The organism is Pseudomonas sp. ACN5 (genome assembly GCF_002303975.1).
Lineage (GTDB): Bacteria > Pseudomonadota > Gammaproteobacteria > Pseudomonadales > Pseudomonadaceae > Aquipseudomonas > Aquipseudomonas laurylsulfatiphila.
The window spans coordinates 90,788-104,740 of record NZ_MRCP01000017.1 but is presented as its reverse complement, the minus strand read 5'-3'; the positions used below and the strand labels follow the sequence as shown (position 1 = coordinate 104,740).

Genomic DNA, 13,953 nt, shown 5'->3' with positions numbered 1-13,953 from the left:
CCGCTCCCACAGGAACTACGGCATGTTGATATCTCGCATCAGCAGGCCAAAACTCAGATCCACCGCATCCGGTATCGGCAAATACACCGTATGCCCATCCCCCGGTGCAACGTCGATCGCTCCACCCTTGGCGTTCTGCAACTGATGCAGATCGAAGTGGAAGTTGCCCTTGGGTGTCATCAGTTCCATGTGGTCACCCACGCCGAAGCGGTTTTTCACCTTGACCTCGGCCATGCGATCCCGGCGCTGCCCGGTCAGCTCACCGACAAACTGTTGCCGTTCCGACACCGAACTGCCGTTCTGGTAGTTCTGGTATTCGTCATGCACATGCCGCCGCAGAAAACCTTCGGTGTAGCCGCGCTGGGCGAGGGATTCCAGGTCGCTCATCAGGCCACGGTCGAAGACCCGGCCCGCCACTGCGTCGTCGATGGCCCGACGATAAACCTGGGTGGTGCGCGCGCAATAAAAGTGCGATTTGGTCCGGCCTTCGATTTTCAACGAGTGCACGCCCATCCGTGTCAGGCGTTCGACGTGCTGCACGGCACGCAGATCCTTGGCGTTCATGATGTACGTGCCATGTTCGTCTTCGAAGGCAGGCATCTGTTCGCCGGGACGATTGGCTTCCTGCAACAGGAACACCTGATTGGTGGGCGCGCCGATGCCCAGGGTCGGTTCGGGGTCGAATGTCTGCACGATTTCGCCCAGCTGGTTTTCCGTGGCCGGCTGCGCCGAATATTTCCAGCGACAGGCATTGGTGCAACTGCCCTGATTGGCGTCGCGCCTGTTCATGTACCCCGACAGCAGGCAGCGCCCGGAATAGGCCATGCACAATGCTCCATGCACGAACACTTCCAGTTCCATGGCAGGCACTTGCCCGCGGATCTCGGCGATCTCTTCCAGCGACAGCTCCCGCGACAGGATGATCCGGCTCAAGCCTTGCTGCTGCCAGAACTCGACACTTGCCCAGTTCACGGTATTGGCCTGCACTGAAAGGTGGACCGGCATCTGCGGGTAGTGCCGGCGCACCAGCATGATCAGGCCGGGGTCGGACATGATCAGCGCATCGGGGGCCATGGCGATCACCGGTTCAAGGTCCTTGAGGAAGGTCTTGAGCTTGGCGTTGTGCGGCGCGATGTTCACCACCACGTAGAAGCGCTTGCCCTGCGCCTGGGCCTCGCGGATGCCGAGGGCGAGGTTGGCGTGGTCGAATTCGTTGTTGCGCACCCGCAGGCTGTAGCGCGGCTGGCCGGCGTACACGGCATCGGCGCCATAGGCGAAGGCATAACGCATGTTTTTCAGGGTGCCGGCGGGGGCGAGCAGTTCTGGCGCGGTGAGGTTCATGGTGGAGTCGTCGCAAAAGCCGCGCAGGGTAAACGCCCCGTGCCAAGCGTTTATTGACCTGGATCTATGTCTGATCAACAAAGAGATGGCACTCGCGCGAGCCGTAGCGGACTAAACATCAGGGCGCAAGTTTTTCGTCCCGGCGGGCATGGATCGAATATGAACGAAGAAACCCTGAAAGACAGATCGCTGACCATCCTTCTGGCCCTGGTGAGCGTCGCCTTCATCTGGATCCTGCTGCCGTTCTACGGCGCCGTGTTCTGGGCGGTCATCCTCGCCATCCTCTTTGCTCCGCTGCAACGGCGGCTGCAGTTGAAGTTCGGCTGGGAGCGCAACCTCACGTCACTGCTCACGCTGAGCATCTGCCTGTTGATCGCGATCCTGCCAGTGATAGTCCTCAGCAGCCTCCTGGTCCAGGAGGGGGTTGCGCTCTACAAGAACATCGAGAGCGGCGAACTGGACATCGCCGGGTACGTGACGCAGTTCAAGCACATCCTGCCGCCGTATTTTCAGCATCTGCTGGATCGCTTCGGCATGGGCGAGTTGAACGGGCTGCGAGAGAAAATCGTCAAGAGTGCGATGACCGGCGGACAGGAACTGGCCGCCAAGGCCTTCATTTTTGGCCAGGGTACGTTCGAGTTCATCGTCAGTTTCTTCATCATGCTGTACCTGCTGTTCTTCTTCCTGCGCGACGGCGCGGAACTGGCGCGCAAGGTGCGTACGGCGGTGCCGTTGGAGGAACAGCAGAAACGTCGTTTGCAGCTCAAGTTCAATCGCGTGGTACGGGCTACGGTCAAGGGCAACCTGCTGGTGGCGATCACACAGGGCGCGCTGGGTGGCCTGATTTTCTGGTTCCTGGACATTCCCAGTGTATTGCTCTGGGCGGTGTTGATGGCGTTTCTGTCGCTGTTGCCGGCGGTGGGGGCGGGGATTGTCTGGGTGCCGGTGGCGGCGTTTTTCCTGCTCACCGGGGCGATCTGGCAGGGCGTGGTGCTGGGATTGTTCGGGATCTTCGTGATCGGCCTGGTGGATAACGTGCTTCGACCGATTCTGGTGGGCAAGGACACCCGGATGCCGGACTACATGATACTGATCTCGACCCTCGGCGGCCTGGCGATTTTCGGGCTGAACGGCTTTGTCATCGGCCCGTTGATCGCGGCCCTGTTCATGTCCAGCTGGGACATTTTCATCGAAACCAAACCGCGGGTGCAGCTGCCCTAGGCGCTGAGCCTGCCGGACTGGCCGGTGCCGATGCGTTGCGACAGTTCACGGGCGGCGGGCAGCGAAGTGAGCGGGCCGCTGATCTGCACTCCGTCCTGCACCAGATACCAGCAGGCGAGCATGCCCAGCTCTCTGAGCTGTGCGGGGACGGCGCTGCCGATAACGGACATGATCTGAACCTGGGACATGACAAGTACCTCCATCAATCTGTGGAGCTACTTTAAGGTCCGGGTGCCTCGATGAGTAATCAACGCTTTCAATAGTGGTCATTGATGCCAGCGGGGGCAAACGACCGTTGGTCGGTCAGCTGACCACCTGATCGAGCATGTTCACCACTTCCTGCTCGTTGAGCAGGCCCTTGCGCACCAGGTTTTGCGTCAGCAGCGAGAGAAACTTGGCGCTGCGATGACCTTCCAGGTGCTTGAGTTCGGTCAGTGCGTTGTACACCTTGCTGGAGGTGCACAGACCGACGATGCGGTGCGGGTTTTGCGTTGGCATGTGGTCGTCCTTGTTGTTATCAAGCTGTTTTCGACGGACAGCACCGAGCTTGCGGATCTGTCATGACAAAAATATGACCGTTTTTCGCCGCGCGGCACAAAACCGGTCGAGTCCATCTTGCCCGTTTCTGCCGGGCGCACTGTCCCGATAGCGACCTTGGCGAGATTTATCCAGACCTGCGCCGACCAACGGGCTCAAAAAAATGCCCCGCTGTTTCAGCGGGGCTTGATGTCTTCGTTACCAGCGGCCGTGTCGTGGGCCGTAGTAGCCGCGTGGCGGGCCGTAGTAGCCACGGGGTGGCCCATAGTAAACCGGGGCTGGGCGGTAGTAGATCGGTTGCTGCACGTAGACCGGGGCCGGCTGGTAGTAAACCGGGGGCGGTGGCGCGTAATAAACCGGAGGCGGCGGGGCGTAGACCGGTTGCGGCGCGACATAGACCGGGCGGTTGGCGTTGATCAGAGCCGAACCTACGATGGCAGTACCGACGATCGCGCCAAACACCGCCGGACCCTGCCAGTAATTACCACCACCATGGGCTTGCGCCTGTCCCGTGATAGCGAGGGCGCCGATCAGCAAGGCTACTGTGGGGATTTTACGGATCATGATAGTTCCTCGGTTCTTCAGCCCGGCGCCTGTGCCTGCAATAGACCCAGGGATTGTCGCGGGGATACTTCTAAGACAGCTTTTTTTCGAAAAACAGCACGGCCGCCAGGTAAATTTTGTGTAAGGTCTGTACCGACTTTCTTACCGACCTGTTTAAGCCCGTGCGTCCAGGCTTTCATGATCGATCAGATCCCGATGGACGGCTAATCCCGTCCATCCGAAAAGTGCATTTGAAGGAGCTTTGCCATGCAGATGAACCCCAACAAAGACACCCAGCTGTGCATGTCCCTTTCAGGGCGCCCCGGGAACTTTGGCCTGCGTTTTCATAATCATCTGTATGAACAACTGGGCCTGAACTTCTACTACAAGGCCTTTGCCAGCCAGGACCTGCCGGGCGCCGTCGCCGGCATTCGCGCCCTGCGCATTCGTGGTTGTGGCGTGTCGATGCCGTTCAAGGAAGCCTGCATTGCCCTGGTGGATGAACTCGACGCCTCTGCCGCCGCCATTCAATCGATCAACACCATCGTCAACACCGACGGTCATCTCAAGGCCTACAACACCGATTACATCGCCGTGGCCCAGTTGCTGGAAAAACACCAGGTGCCCAAGGACTCGACCTTTGCCTTGCGCGGCAGCGGCGGCATGGCCAAGGCCGTGGCGAGCGCCTTGCGCGATGGCGGATATGAAAACGGCCTGATCGTGGCCCGCAACGAGCGCGCCGGGCAGGCACTGGCGCAGTCGTTGGGGTATGAGTGGCAGGCAGAGCTGGGGAGTCGTCGCCCGCAGATGCTGGTCAATGTCACCCCGATCGGCATGACGGGAGGGCCGGAGGCCGAGCAACTGGCCTTTGAGGGCGATGTGATCGAAAAAGCGGAAACCGTCTTCGATGTGGTGGCGATCCCCTCGGAAACGCCGCTGATCGTGCGTGCCCGCGCCGAAGGCAAGCGGGTCATCACCGGGCTGGAAGTGATCGCGATCCAGGCGCTGGAGCAATTTGTGCTCTATACCGGTGTACGGCCGACGGATGAGCAATTCCAGAAGGCCGTGGCGTTTGCCCGCAGCTAAGAGGTGTCCATGCATCCGCCCATTCTCAATTTGAACACTGTCGAGCTTGAACCGCTGCCCGAAGCATTTGCGCCGAGCGGTGAAACCGCCGGTCGTTATCAACAGCGCCAGGCCCGAGTCGGTCAGCAACTGGGGGCGAAAAAGCTGGGTTATCGCCTGTATGTGCTGGAGCCGGGCATGCGTGGCAGCCCGTTTCACAGTCATCGGGTCAATGAGGAAATGTTCTACGTCGTGGCCGGGGAAGGGGAAGTCCGCCTGGGATCCGAACGTTTTCCAATCCGCGCCGGTGATGTGATTGCCTGCCCGCCGGGCGGGCCTGAAAGGGCGCATCAGATCATCAATACCAGCAATGGCGAGTTGCGTTACCTGGCCGTCAGCACTCAGCAATCGCCGGAGATCTGTGAGTACCCGGATTCCGGCAAATATGCCGTGATGGATGACTTCACGGTCGATGCCGAGGGCAAGGCTTCCGGATTTGTAGCGGTGGCCCGACAGGCGGATGGGGTGGATTACTGGGACGGGGAGTAACTCAAAGGCTGCTCCCACAGGTTCTGTGTCGATCACACATGTCAGCCAGCCCATGGATTCACTGTGGGAGCGGGCTTGCCCGCGAAAGCGTCGGCACATCCAGCATTGATGTGACTGACAATCCGCTTTCGCGAGCAAGCCCGCTCCCACAGGTTTTGTGTCGATCACACATGCCAGTCAGCCCACAGATTCACTGTGGGAGCGGGCTTGCCCGCGAAAGCGTCGGCACATCCAGCATTGATGTGACTGACAATCCGCTTTCGCGAGCAAGCTCGCTCCCACAGGTTTTGTGTCAATCACAAATGCCAGTCGGTCCACAGCTCCACTGTGGGAGCGGGCTTGCCCGCGAAAGCGTCGGCTCATCCAGCATTGATGTGACTGACAAACCGCTTTCGCGAGCAAGCCCGCTCCCACAGGTTTGTGTCAATCACACATGTCAGCCAGCCCACAGGTTTTGTGCCAGGCAATCATCCAGACTATTCCAGCCGTGCCAACCGCTCTTCCAGCGCCGCAATCCGCGCTTCCAGTTCTTCGATCCGTTCTACTGAAACCCCGCTGTTGCCACGTTCGACCGGGTTCTGCCGGGCCGCCATGATCGCCTCGATATCCGCCGGGTCGCCCAAGGCGTGGGTATAGCGGTCTTCGCGCTGGCCGGCCTGACGCGGTATCAGCACGGCCAGGCCCCGGGCAATCAGGCGTTCGAGTTGATGCACGACCTGTTCGGCGTCTTCGAATTCATGCATGCGACCGCTGCGGGTCTGCAGCTCATTGACGGTCTGCGGGCCACGCAGAAACATCAGCCCGGTCAGGATCACCTGCGCCGGCACCAGTTCCAGGGCCTTGTCGACCTTGTGTTCCCAACGATCGGCACGGCTGCCCATCACCAGCCTGGCGAAGCCGCGCCCTTCGAGCGCGCGCAGGCTCTGGCCGACCTGGCCCGGCGTCAGGTTCATCACCGGCTCGCGGCTGGTTTTCTGGTTGCAGGCGATCACCAGGGCATTGAGGGTCAGGGGATAGGTTTCCGGGCTGGTGGCCTGTTTCTCGATCAACGAACCCAGAATGCGAATTTCCGTACTGTTGAGCCGCGGTTCGTCGAAAGTCGTCTCTTGCTCAGTGCTCATGGTTCTGCATCCTTAGCTGATTCATGTTTTTCACTTGCGTGAGCGCACTTTGACATCGCCCGTTCGGACTAGGCAAGGCTAACGATTCTGCCGCGTCCCGCTGGCGCCAGACTTCATGCTCAAAGGGGTGTTGCGCCACGCGCGCCCCGCCAAACGAGCAGAAGGCGCCGCGATGGAGTTTGCATTCAGCGACGAACAGGAAATGATCCGCGCATCGGCCGAGGGCTTCCTCGCCGATGTCTCGGATTCTGCCGCCGTGCGGGCGGCAATGGTCAGTGAACGGGGTTTTGACGAAGCCCTCTGGCAGCGGTTGTGCCAGGAAATGTACTGGCCCGCCATTCATATCCCCGAAACCTACGGTGGCCTTGGCCTCGGCTTTGTCGAGCTGACGATCCTGCTCGAGCAGATGGGCCGGCGTTTGCTGTGCTCGCCGTTTTTCGCCACCGCCTGCATGGCCACACCCGCGCTGTTGCTGGCTGCCAATAATGAACAGAAACAGCGTTGGTTGCCGTCGATCGCCGATGGCAGCGTGACGGCGACCCTGGCGTTCAGCAGTGCCAACGGCTGGTCGGCCGACGATGTCCAGGCAACGGTGGTGGCCGAAGGCGACGGGTTCATCCTCGATGGCACCCTCAAGCATGTTCTCGACGGCCATGGCGCTGATCTATTGATCATTGCCGCACGACAACCCGGAACCACTGGCGAAAAGGGCATTAGCCTGTTTGTCGTGAACGCGGCACAAGCCGGCATCGAGCGGCAGATGTTGCCGACCATGGACCAGACCCGGCGCCAGGCGCGGATCCAGCTCAAGGGCCTGTACCTTGAAGCTGACGCGCTGCTGGGTGAGTTCGGTCACGGCTGGCCGCACCTTGAGCGGGTCCTGCAACTGGCCTGCATCGGTCTGGCCGCCGAGCAGACCGGCGGCGCGCAGCAGGTGCTCGACCTCAGCGTGGCCTACATGCAGGAACGCCAGCAGTTCGGGCGCCCGATTGCCAGTTTTCAGGCCCTCAAACACCGCGCCGCGGACATGATGCTGCAAGTCGAATGCGCGCGATCGGCCAGCTACTACGCCGCGTGCGTGGCCCAGGAAGTCCTCGATCCGCAGGGGGATCCGCAGGTCGCGGCCGAACTGCCGCTGGCGGCGGCGCTGGCCAAGGCGCAGTGCTCCGAGACCTATTTCCACTGCGCGTCCGAATCGATCCAGTTGCACGGCGGCGTCGGTTTCACCTGGGAATACGACCCGCACCTCTACTTCAAGCGCGCCCGCGCCAGCGAAAGTTTCCTCGGACTACCGGCCTGGCATCGCGAGCGCATTGCTTCGGTGATTCTTGGAGAGCAGCCATGAAAATCAGTTTCAGCGAACAGGACGAACGCTTCCGCCAGGAAGTGGCCGATTGGATGAGCGCCAACCTTTGCGGTGAGTTCGAGACCCTGCGTTTTCGCGGCGGTCCGGGCGACGAGCACATGTTTCCCGAAGAGCGCAAAGCTTGGGAGCGCAAGCTCGCCGAAGGCGGCTGGACCTGCGTCGGCTGGGCGCCGGAGCATGGCGGGCGTGGCTTGTCGATCACCCGGCAAGTGATTTTCCACGAAGAATACGCCCGCGCCGGCGGCCCCGGTCGCATGGGTCATATCGGCGAAGGGCTGGCCGGGCCGACCATTGCCGCGTTCGGCACGGTCGAACAGCAACAGCGCTTTTTGCCGGGAATCGTCAGCGGCACGTCGTTCTGGTGCCAAGGCTATTCGGAGCCGGGCGCCGGTTCCGACCTGGCCAACGTCAAGACCCGCGCCACGCTGGATGAGGCGAGCGGCCAATGGGTGATCAATGGCCAGAAAGTCTGGACCTCCCTGGCCCACGAATCGGACTGGTGCTTTGTGATCGCCCGTACTGAACCTGGCAGCGTCGGCCATCGCGGCCTGTCGTTCCTGCTGGTGCCGATGGCCCAGGCAGACATCACCGTGCGGCCTATCGAGCAACTGACCGGCACCTCGGAGTTCAACGAAGTGTTCTTCGACTATGCCCGCACCGACGCCGCCAACATCATCGGCGCGCCGGGCGACGGCTGGAAGATCGCCATGGCGTTGCTCGGTTTCGAGCGCGGTGTGTCGACCCTCGGCCAGCAGATGCAGTTTCAGAACGAACTCAACGAAATCATCGCCATTGCTAAAGCCAACGGCGCCGACCGCGATCCGATCCTGCGCCAGCGCCTGGCCGAAGCCTGGAGCGGGTTGCGGATCATGCGCTACAACTCGCTGCGCATGCTTTCGGGTAGCCAGGACGGTTCGCTGCGCAAGGAGGCGACCATCTACAAGCTGTTCTGGTCGACCTGGCACGCCAGCCTCGGCAAGTTGGCGATGGACGTGCTCGGCGCCGAAGCGGAGTTGCTCGAAGCGGCGCCCTACCAACTGACCCGTTTGCAGTCGCTGTACCTGTTCAGCCGCGCCGACACCCTGTACGGCGGCAGCAACGAAATCCAGCGCAACATCATCGCCGAGCGTGCCTTGGGCATGCCCAAAGAGCCGCGTCCGCGCGCCTGAAAGGAGAGAGTTCATGTCTGTACCTCAATATGTTGAAGGTCGCGGCCTGCTGCGCGGCAAGTCGGTACTGATCACCGCGGCGGCGGGTGCCGGGATCGGTTTTTCCGCCGCCGTGCGTGCTGCCGAGGAAGGTTGCCGTGCGCTGATGATCAGCGACATCCATGAAGGCCGGTTGGCCGAAGCAGTGCTGAAAATTCGCGAAACCACCGGGTTGCAGCAGGTCTTCGGCCAGGTCTGCAACGTCGCCGACGAAACCCAGGTGCAGCAGTTGATCGCTTGCGCCGAGCGCGACCTGCAAGGTGTCGACGTGCTGATCAACAACGCCGGTCTCGGCGGCTCGCGCCTGCTGGTGGAGATGGGCGACGAGGAGTGGAACCGGGTGCTGGATGTGACGCTCACCGGCACCATGCGCATGACCCGCGCCATGCTGCCGAAAATGATGGAGCGGCGTGCCGGCGTCATCGTCAATAACGCCTCGGTACTGGGCTGGCGCGCGCAGAAAGAACAGTCGCACTACGCCGCGGCCAAGGCCGGGGTCATGGCGCTGACCCGCTGTGCAGCGGTCGAGGCCGCCGACTACGGCATCCGCATCAACGCGGTCAGTCCGAGCATCGCCCTGCACGATTTCCTGCGCAAATCCGCGCCCCAGGCGGTGCTCGATCAACTCGCCGCCAACGAAGCCTTCGGCCGCGCCGCCGAAGTCTGGGAAGTGGCCAACGTGATGATGTTCCTGGCCAGCGACTACAGCTCCTACATGACCGGCGAAGTGTTGTCGGTATCCAGCCAGAGGGCGTGACCATGCCACGTATTTTCGAGACGCCGATGGCCCTGTTTGAGGCCGTTGGGCAATCGCTCGGCGTCAGCGACTGGCTGCTGCTGGAGCAGGACCGCATCGACCGGTTCGCCGACGCCACCGGCGATCACCAGTGGATTCACGTCGATCCGCTCAAGGCCGCCGATGGCCCGTTTGGCGCCTGCATCGCCCATGGCTACCTGAGCCTGTCACTGGTCAACCTGTTCCTGCCGCAGATCGTCGAAGTCCGTGGCCTGGTCATGGGCGTCAACTACGGTTGCGAACGGGTGCGCTTCCCTTCGGTGGTGCGCGTCGGTTCGCGGGTACGCGGCAGTGCGCAATTGATCGCGGTCGAGGAAGTGAAGGGCGGCGTGCAGGCGACCATCCGCGTCAGCGTCGACATCGACGGCCAGGAACGTCCAGGCGTCGTGGTCGACACCATCAGTCGCTATTACCCGGCCTGACCTTCAACAGCATTTTCGAGGAATCCAGCATGAAAGAAGCCGTCATCGTTTCGACCGCCCGTACTCCGATCGGCAAGGCCTTTCGCGGTGCGTTCAATGACACCGAGGCGCCGCAACTGGGGGGCCACGTGGTGCGCGAAGCCGTGCGTCGCGCCGGCATCGAGCCGGGTGAAGTGGACGACGTGATCATTGGCGCCGCCGCGCAGCAGGGTACGCAGTCCTACAACCTGGGGCGCCTGTGCGCGATCGCCGGCGGTTTGCCGACATCGGTTGCCGGGATGGCCGTCGAGCGCCAGTGCTCGTCGGGCCTGATGAGCATCGCCATGGCCGCCAAAGGCATCATGTGCGACGAAATCGACATCGCCGTGGCCGGTGGCCTGGAGTCGATTTCCCTGGTGCAGAACAAGCACAAGAACCTCTATCGCAACCAGTCGGCTTCGGTGATCGAGCTGGACCCGCACGCCTACATCCCGATGATCGAAACCGCCGAGATCGTCTCCGCACGTTATGGCATCTCCCGCGACGAGCAGGACGAGTACAGCTACCAGAGTCAGCTGCGTACCGCACAGGCCCAGAGCGCCGGGCGCTTCGACCGCGAACTCGCGCCGCTGGCCAGCCGCAAGGCACTGTTCGACAAGGCTACCGGCGAATCCGGTTATGAATCCGTCACCTTGCTGCGCGACGAGTGCAACCGCATCGACACCACCCTCCAGAGCCTGAAAGCGCTGGAGCCGGTATGGCCGGGCGGTCAGTGGAGCGACAAGGGGCGTTTCATCACCGCTGGCAATGCTTCGCAGTTGTCCGACGGTGCGTCGGCCTCGGTGTTGATGAGCGCGAAAATGGCCGAGAAGCGTGGCCTGGAACCGCTGGGGATCTATCGCGGCATGGCCGTCGCCGGTTGCAACTCCGATGAGATGGGCATCGGTCCGGTCTACGCCATTCCCAAGCTGCTCAAGCGCCACGGACTGACCATGGACCACATCGGCCTCTGGGAGTTGAACGAAGCGTTCGCCTGTCAGGTGCTGTACTGCCGCGACACCCTGGGCATTCCCGCCGAGCGCCTGAACGTCAACGGCGGGGCGATTTCCATCGGTCATCCGTTCGGCATGTCCGGGGCGCGGATGGTTGGCCATGCGCTGATCGAAGGCCAGCGTCGCGGTTTGCGGTATGTGGTGGTGAGCATGTGCATCGGTGGCGGCATGGGCGCCGCCGCCCTGTTCGAGGTGGTCTGAATGATCAGCGCAGAGCAGATCCAGGCGACCATGGCGCGTTATGTGGAGCTGGTGGATGCCGGCGACATCGAAGGCATCCTCGCGCTCTACGCCAAAGACGCCACCGTTGAAGACCCGGTCGGCCAGGCGCCGTTGCAGGGCATCGACACCATCGCGCGTTTTTATCGTGAGGGGCTGGGGGCGATGAACGTCTCGGCAACCCGGACCGGCCCGGTGCGCGCGACGCTCAACGGTTGCGGGGCGATGCCGTTCCGGGTCGACATGGAGTGGGGCGGGCAACCGTGTTCGCTGCATGTGATCGACGTGATGGAGTTCGATGCCGACGGCAAGATCCGCTCGATGAAAGCCTACTGGAGTGAAGTTAACGTAACTGCGCGAGGTGAAGCATGAACCTGGAACAACGGATCGCCCGCCTGGAAGCGCTGGAGGACATCCGCCAGCTCAAGCATCGCTACCTCAATGCCTGCGACCTCAAGCAGGTCGAGGTGATTGCCGACTGCTTTGCCGACGGTGAAGTGCTGATCGATTACGGTCCGTTGGGGGTCTTTCGTGAGCGCGACAGTTTTGTCGCGCTGTACCGCGAACTGGCCTGCCATGCGCGGGTGATCGACCTGCATCATGGCGCCAACCCGGAAATCGAGGTGCTGGGCGAGGATCAGGCCCAGGGCCGTTGGGCCCTGTGGTATTTCAACCTGGATGGCGAGAGCGGGGCGACGCGGCAGTTGGGTGGGTTCTATCAGGACCGTTACCAGCGTATCGCCGGCCAATGGAAGATCGTCGCCACCCGTTTTATTGCTCACTCGGAAGTGGCGCGTTCCTGAGGTGGCCCCTGTGGGAGCGAGCCTGCTCGCGATGGCGGCGTGTCAGGCGACATTGATGTTGGATGTTCCGGCCCCTTCGCGAGCAAGCTCGCTCCCACCGGTTTTAGGGTGAACCTGGTACTTGCAACCCCCCAATCCCCTGTGGGAGCGGGCTTGCCCGCGAAGGCGGCGTGTCAGGCGACATCAATGTTGGATGTGCCGACCTCATCGCGAGCAGGCTCGCTCCCACAGTTTTTGTGGTGAACCTGGCATTAGCGTACAACCCCATTCCCCCTGTGGGAGCGAGCCTGCTCGCGATGGCGATAAGTCAGGCAACATTGATGTTGGATGTGCTGACAGCCATATCCGCATTCTGTGTCCGGCCGGTTTCGTAGTACGCCTTGAGATTCTCCGCAATCTGCCTCACGACCTTGTCGAAGGCCTTGGCCAGCAACCACTCTGCCAACCTGCCACCGCGCAGGCTGTATCGCATTTGCAGGGTGATGCGGGTCGTGTCGCCTTCAGCTTGCAGGGCATAACTGAAACTCGCCTCGCGAAACGGAAAGGGCGAGTCATTGCCGCCCTTGTGCAACCGCAGCACGAACCCCGTGCCGTCGCGCCACTGCACCACGCTTTCATCCAGATACTGACCGCCCTTGCGCAGCACCCGGCGACTGGTGCCGACACCCTCCGTTGCGCCTGGATGAAACTGGCAGCCGGTCAGGCCCGGTACGTAATACGGAGCGAGGCTCAGGTCGCACAGTTTGGCCCAGGCGGCTTGTTGGGTGAGGTTCAGTACAACGCTGTGGCTGGCTACGGGCATGTCGAAAGTCCTCTTATGAATGGGATTGTGCCGCATCGAGAAACGCCGGTCGCTCGCCGGCACCGTGCACCGCGATGTTCGCGCCGCTGACATAACGGGCCAAAGGCGACGCCAGGTACAGGCAGGTATCGCCAATGTCCTCCGGGGTCGCCAGGCGTTGCATTGGAATGGTCGCCGCCACCCGGGCAATGCCCGCGTCGTCACCATAATGCATGGCCGCCTGCTCGGTGAGAATCAGCCCGGCGATCACCGCATTGACCCGCACCTTCGGCGCCCATTCCACCGCCAGCGAAGTGGTCAGGTTCAGCAGGCCGGCCTTGGCCGCGCCATAGGCGGCGGTGCCGGGGGAGGGGCGGGTGGCGCTGACGCTGCAGATATTGATGATCGCGCCGCCGTCGGCCTGGGCCTGCATCACCTGGTTGGCCTGCTGACACAGGTTCAGTGGAGCGATCAGGTTCAAGCGAATGATCGCTTCACTGAAACGGGGAGACGCGGTGGCCGCGTCGGCATTCGGTGAGCCGCCGGCGTTGTTGACCAGCACATCGAGGCGGCCGAAACGCTCGACGATCTGTGCGATCAAGCGCCCGGATTGTTCGACGTCCCGCAGGTCGCAGGGCACGAACAGCGCATCGCGTCCGCCGCTGGCAGGCACGGATGGCGGGGCTTGGCGACCGCAGATCACCACCTCGGCGCCGCAGTCGAGAAAGCGCTGGCTGATGCCGCGACCCACACCTTTGCCACCGCCGGTGACCAGTACCACTTTGCCGCGAAAGTCCATTGGATCAAGCATGGGAATTCTCTTTTTGCCGCTCGGGAATGCCGTCGATGCTAGGTCTGTGGTCCCTGTAATCCAACGTCCGATGAGACTAGGAACGGTGTAGGAGCGAGCCTGCTCGCGATGGACGTCAACGATAACGCGTAAAACCTGA

At 62.0% G+C, this 13,953-nt stretch carries 17 protein-coding genes; 10 read left to right on the top strand and 7 right to left on the bottom strand.

The genetic code is table 11. The features are described from left to right. Positions 1–15: 15 nt before the first annotated feature. Positions 16–1,341, bottom strand: a complete 1,326-nt coding sequence (gene yegQ / locus BSF40_RS26185; protein ID WP_095967444.1) for a tRNA 5-hydroxyuridine modification protein YegQ — start codon at positions 1,339–1,341, stop codon at positions 16–18. 159 nt (positions 1,342–1,500) lie between these two features. Here yegQ and BSF40_RS26180 point away from each other — a divergent pair, with 159 nt between their 5' ends. Next, positions 1,501–2,562: an AI-2E family transporter gene (locus tag BSF40_RS26180; RefSeq protein ID WP_095967443.1), complete on the top strand. Its 1,062-nt coding sequence runs from the start codon at positions 1,501–1,503 to the stop codon at positions 2,560–2,562. Here BSF40_RS26180 and BSF40_RS26175 read toward each other — a convergent pair. The 3 genes from BSF40_RS26175 to BSF40_RS26165 all read right to left on the bottom strand — a co-directional run bounded on the left by BSF40_RS26175 (position 2,559) and on the right by BSF40_RS26165 (position 3,663). Next, positions 2,559–2,750 (bottom strand): hypothetical protein, encoded by a 192-nt coding sequence (locus tag BSF40_RS26175; RefSeq protein WP_095967442.1) that lies wholly within the window; start codon positions 2,748–2,750, stop codon positions 2,559–2,561. The genes BSF40_RS26180 and BSF40_RS26175 overlap by 4 nt on opposite strands. Before the next feature lie 115 nt (positions 2,751–2,865). Further along, positions 2,866–3,060 carry a hypothetical protein gene (locus BSF40_RS26170; RefSeq protein WP_095967441.1) on the bottom strand — a complete coding sequence of 65 codons (195 nt, stop codon included), beginning with the start codon at positions 3,058–3,060 and terminating at the stop codon, positions 2,866–2,868. Positions 3,061–3,297: 237 nt separating this feature from the next. Continuing rightward, a complete protein-coding gene (locus tag BSF40_RS26165; protein ID WP_015094239.1) occupies positions 3,298–3,663 on the bottom strand; it encodes a hypothetical protein in 366 nt (121 codons plus the stop codon). Positions 3,664–3,909: 246 nt separating this feature from the next. Between BSF40_RS26165 and BSF40_RS26160 the strand changes: the two genes are divergently transcribed. Both BSF40_RS26160 and BSF40_RS26155 read left to right on the top strand, forming a co-directional pair. Continuing rightward, positions 3,910–4,728 (top strand): shikimate 5-dehydrogenase, encoded by an 819-nt coding sequence (locus BSF40_RS26160; protein ID WP_015094240.1) that lies wholly within the window; start codon positions 3,910–3,912, stop codon positions 4,726–4,728. A gap of 9 nt (positions 4,729–4,737) precedes the next feature. Next, a complete protein-coding gene (locus BSF40_RS26155; protein ID WP_095967440.1) occupies positions 4,738–5,256 on the top strand; it encodes a cupin domain-containing protein in 519 nt (172 codons plus the stop codon). Positions 5,257–5,732: 476 nt separating this feature from the next. On the opposite strand, the gene BSF40_RS26150 is transcribed toward BSF40_RS26155, so the two are convergent. Continuing rightward, the gene (locus BSF40_RS26150; protein ID WP_095967439.1) at positions 5,733–6,377 is read right to left on the bottom strand and encodes a YceH family protein; all 645 of its coding nucleotides are present in this window, start codon (positions 6,375–6,377) and stop codon (positions 5,733–5,735) included. Positions 6,378–6,549: 172 nt separating this feature from the next. Here BSF40_RS26150 and BSF40_RS26145 point away from each other — a divergent pair, with 172 nt between their 5' ends. From BSF40_RS26145 to BSF40_RS26115, 7 genes are read left to right on the top strand one after another with little or no spacing between them, the layout of a single operon-like run. Continuing rightward, the gene (locus BSF40_RS26145) at positions 6,550–7,722 is read left to right on the top strand and encodes an acyl-CoA dehydrogenase family protein (RefSeq protein ID WP_095967467.1); all 1,173 of its coding nucleotides are present in this window, start codon (positions 6,550–6,552) and stop codon (positions 7,720–7,722) included. Further along, positions 7,719–8,912, top strand: coding sequence for an acyl-CoA dehydrogenase family protein (locus BSF40_RS26140; RefSeq protein WP_095967438.1), 1,194 nt, complete (start codon positions 7,719–7,721; stop codon positions 8,910–8,912). The genes BSF40_RS26145 and BSF40_RS26140 overlap by 4 nt, the downstream gene beginning before the upstream one ends. A 13-nt stretch (positions 8,913–8,925) precedes the next feature. Further along, the gene (locus BSF40_RS26135; RefSeq protein WP_095967437.1) at positions 8,926–9,708 is read left to right on the top strand and encodes an SDR family oxidoreductase; all 783 of its coding nucleotides are present in this window, start codon (positions 8,926–8,928) and stop codon (positions 9,706–9,708) included. Between the two features lie 2 nt (positions 9,709–9,710). Then, complete coding sequence (locus tag BSF40_RS26130) at positions 9,711–10,169, top strand: MaoC family dehydratase (RefSeq protein ID WP_095967436.1); 459 nt, start codon at positions 9,711–9,713, stop codon at positions 10,167–10,169. A 29-nt stretch (positions 10,170–10,198) separates the two neighbouring features. Then, positions 10,199–11,401, top strand: coding sequence for an acetyl-CoA C-acyltransferase (locus BSF40_RS26125; RefSeq protein WP_095967435.1), 1,203 nt, complete (start codon positions 10,199–10,201; stop codon positions 11,399–11,401). Beyond that, positions 11,402–11,791, top strand: a complete 390-nt coding sequence (locus BSF40_RS26120) for a steroid Delta-isomerase (RefSeq protein WP_095967434.1) — start codon at positions 11,402–11,404, stop codon at positions 11,789–11,791. Next, the gene (locus BSF40_RS26115; protein WP_095967433.1) at positions 11,788–12,222 is read left to right on the top strand and encodes a nuclear transport factor 2 family protein; all 435 of its coding nucleotides are present in this window, start codon (positions 11,788–11,790) and stop codon (positions 12,220–12,222) included. The genes BSF40_RS26120 and BSF40_RS26115 overlap by 4 nt, the downstream gene beginning before the upstream one ends. Before the next feature lie 307 nt (positions 12,223–12,529). Here BSF40_RS26115 and BSF40_RS26105 read toward each other — a convergent pair whose 3' ends face one another. Next, positions 12,530–13,024, bottom strand: coding sequence for an SRPBCC family protein (locus BSF40_RS26105; protein ID WP_095967432.1), 495 nt, complete (start codon positions 13,022–13,024; stop codon positions 12,530–12,532). A gap of 13 nt (positions 13,025–13,037) precedes the next feature. After that, positions 13,038–13,814 (bottom strand): SDR family oxidoreductase, encoded by a 777-nt coding sequence (locus BSF40_RS26100; RefSeq protein ID WP_095967431.1) that lies wholly within the window; start codon positions 13,812–13,814, stop codon positions 13,038–13,040. Positions 13,815–13,953: the final 139 nt, after the last annotated feature.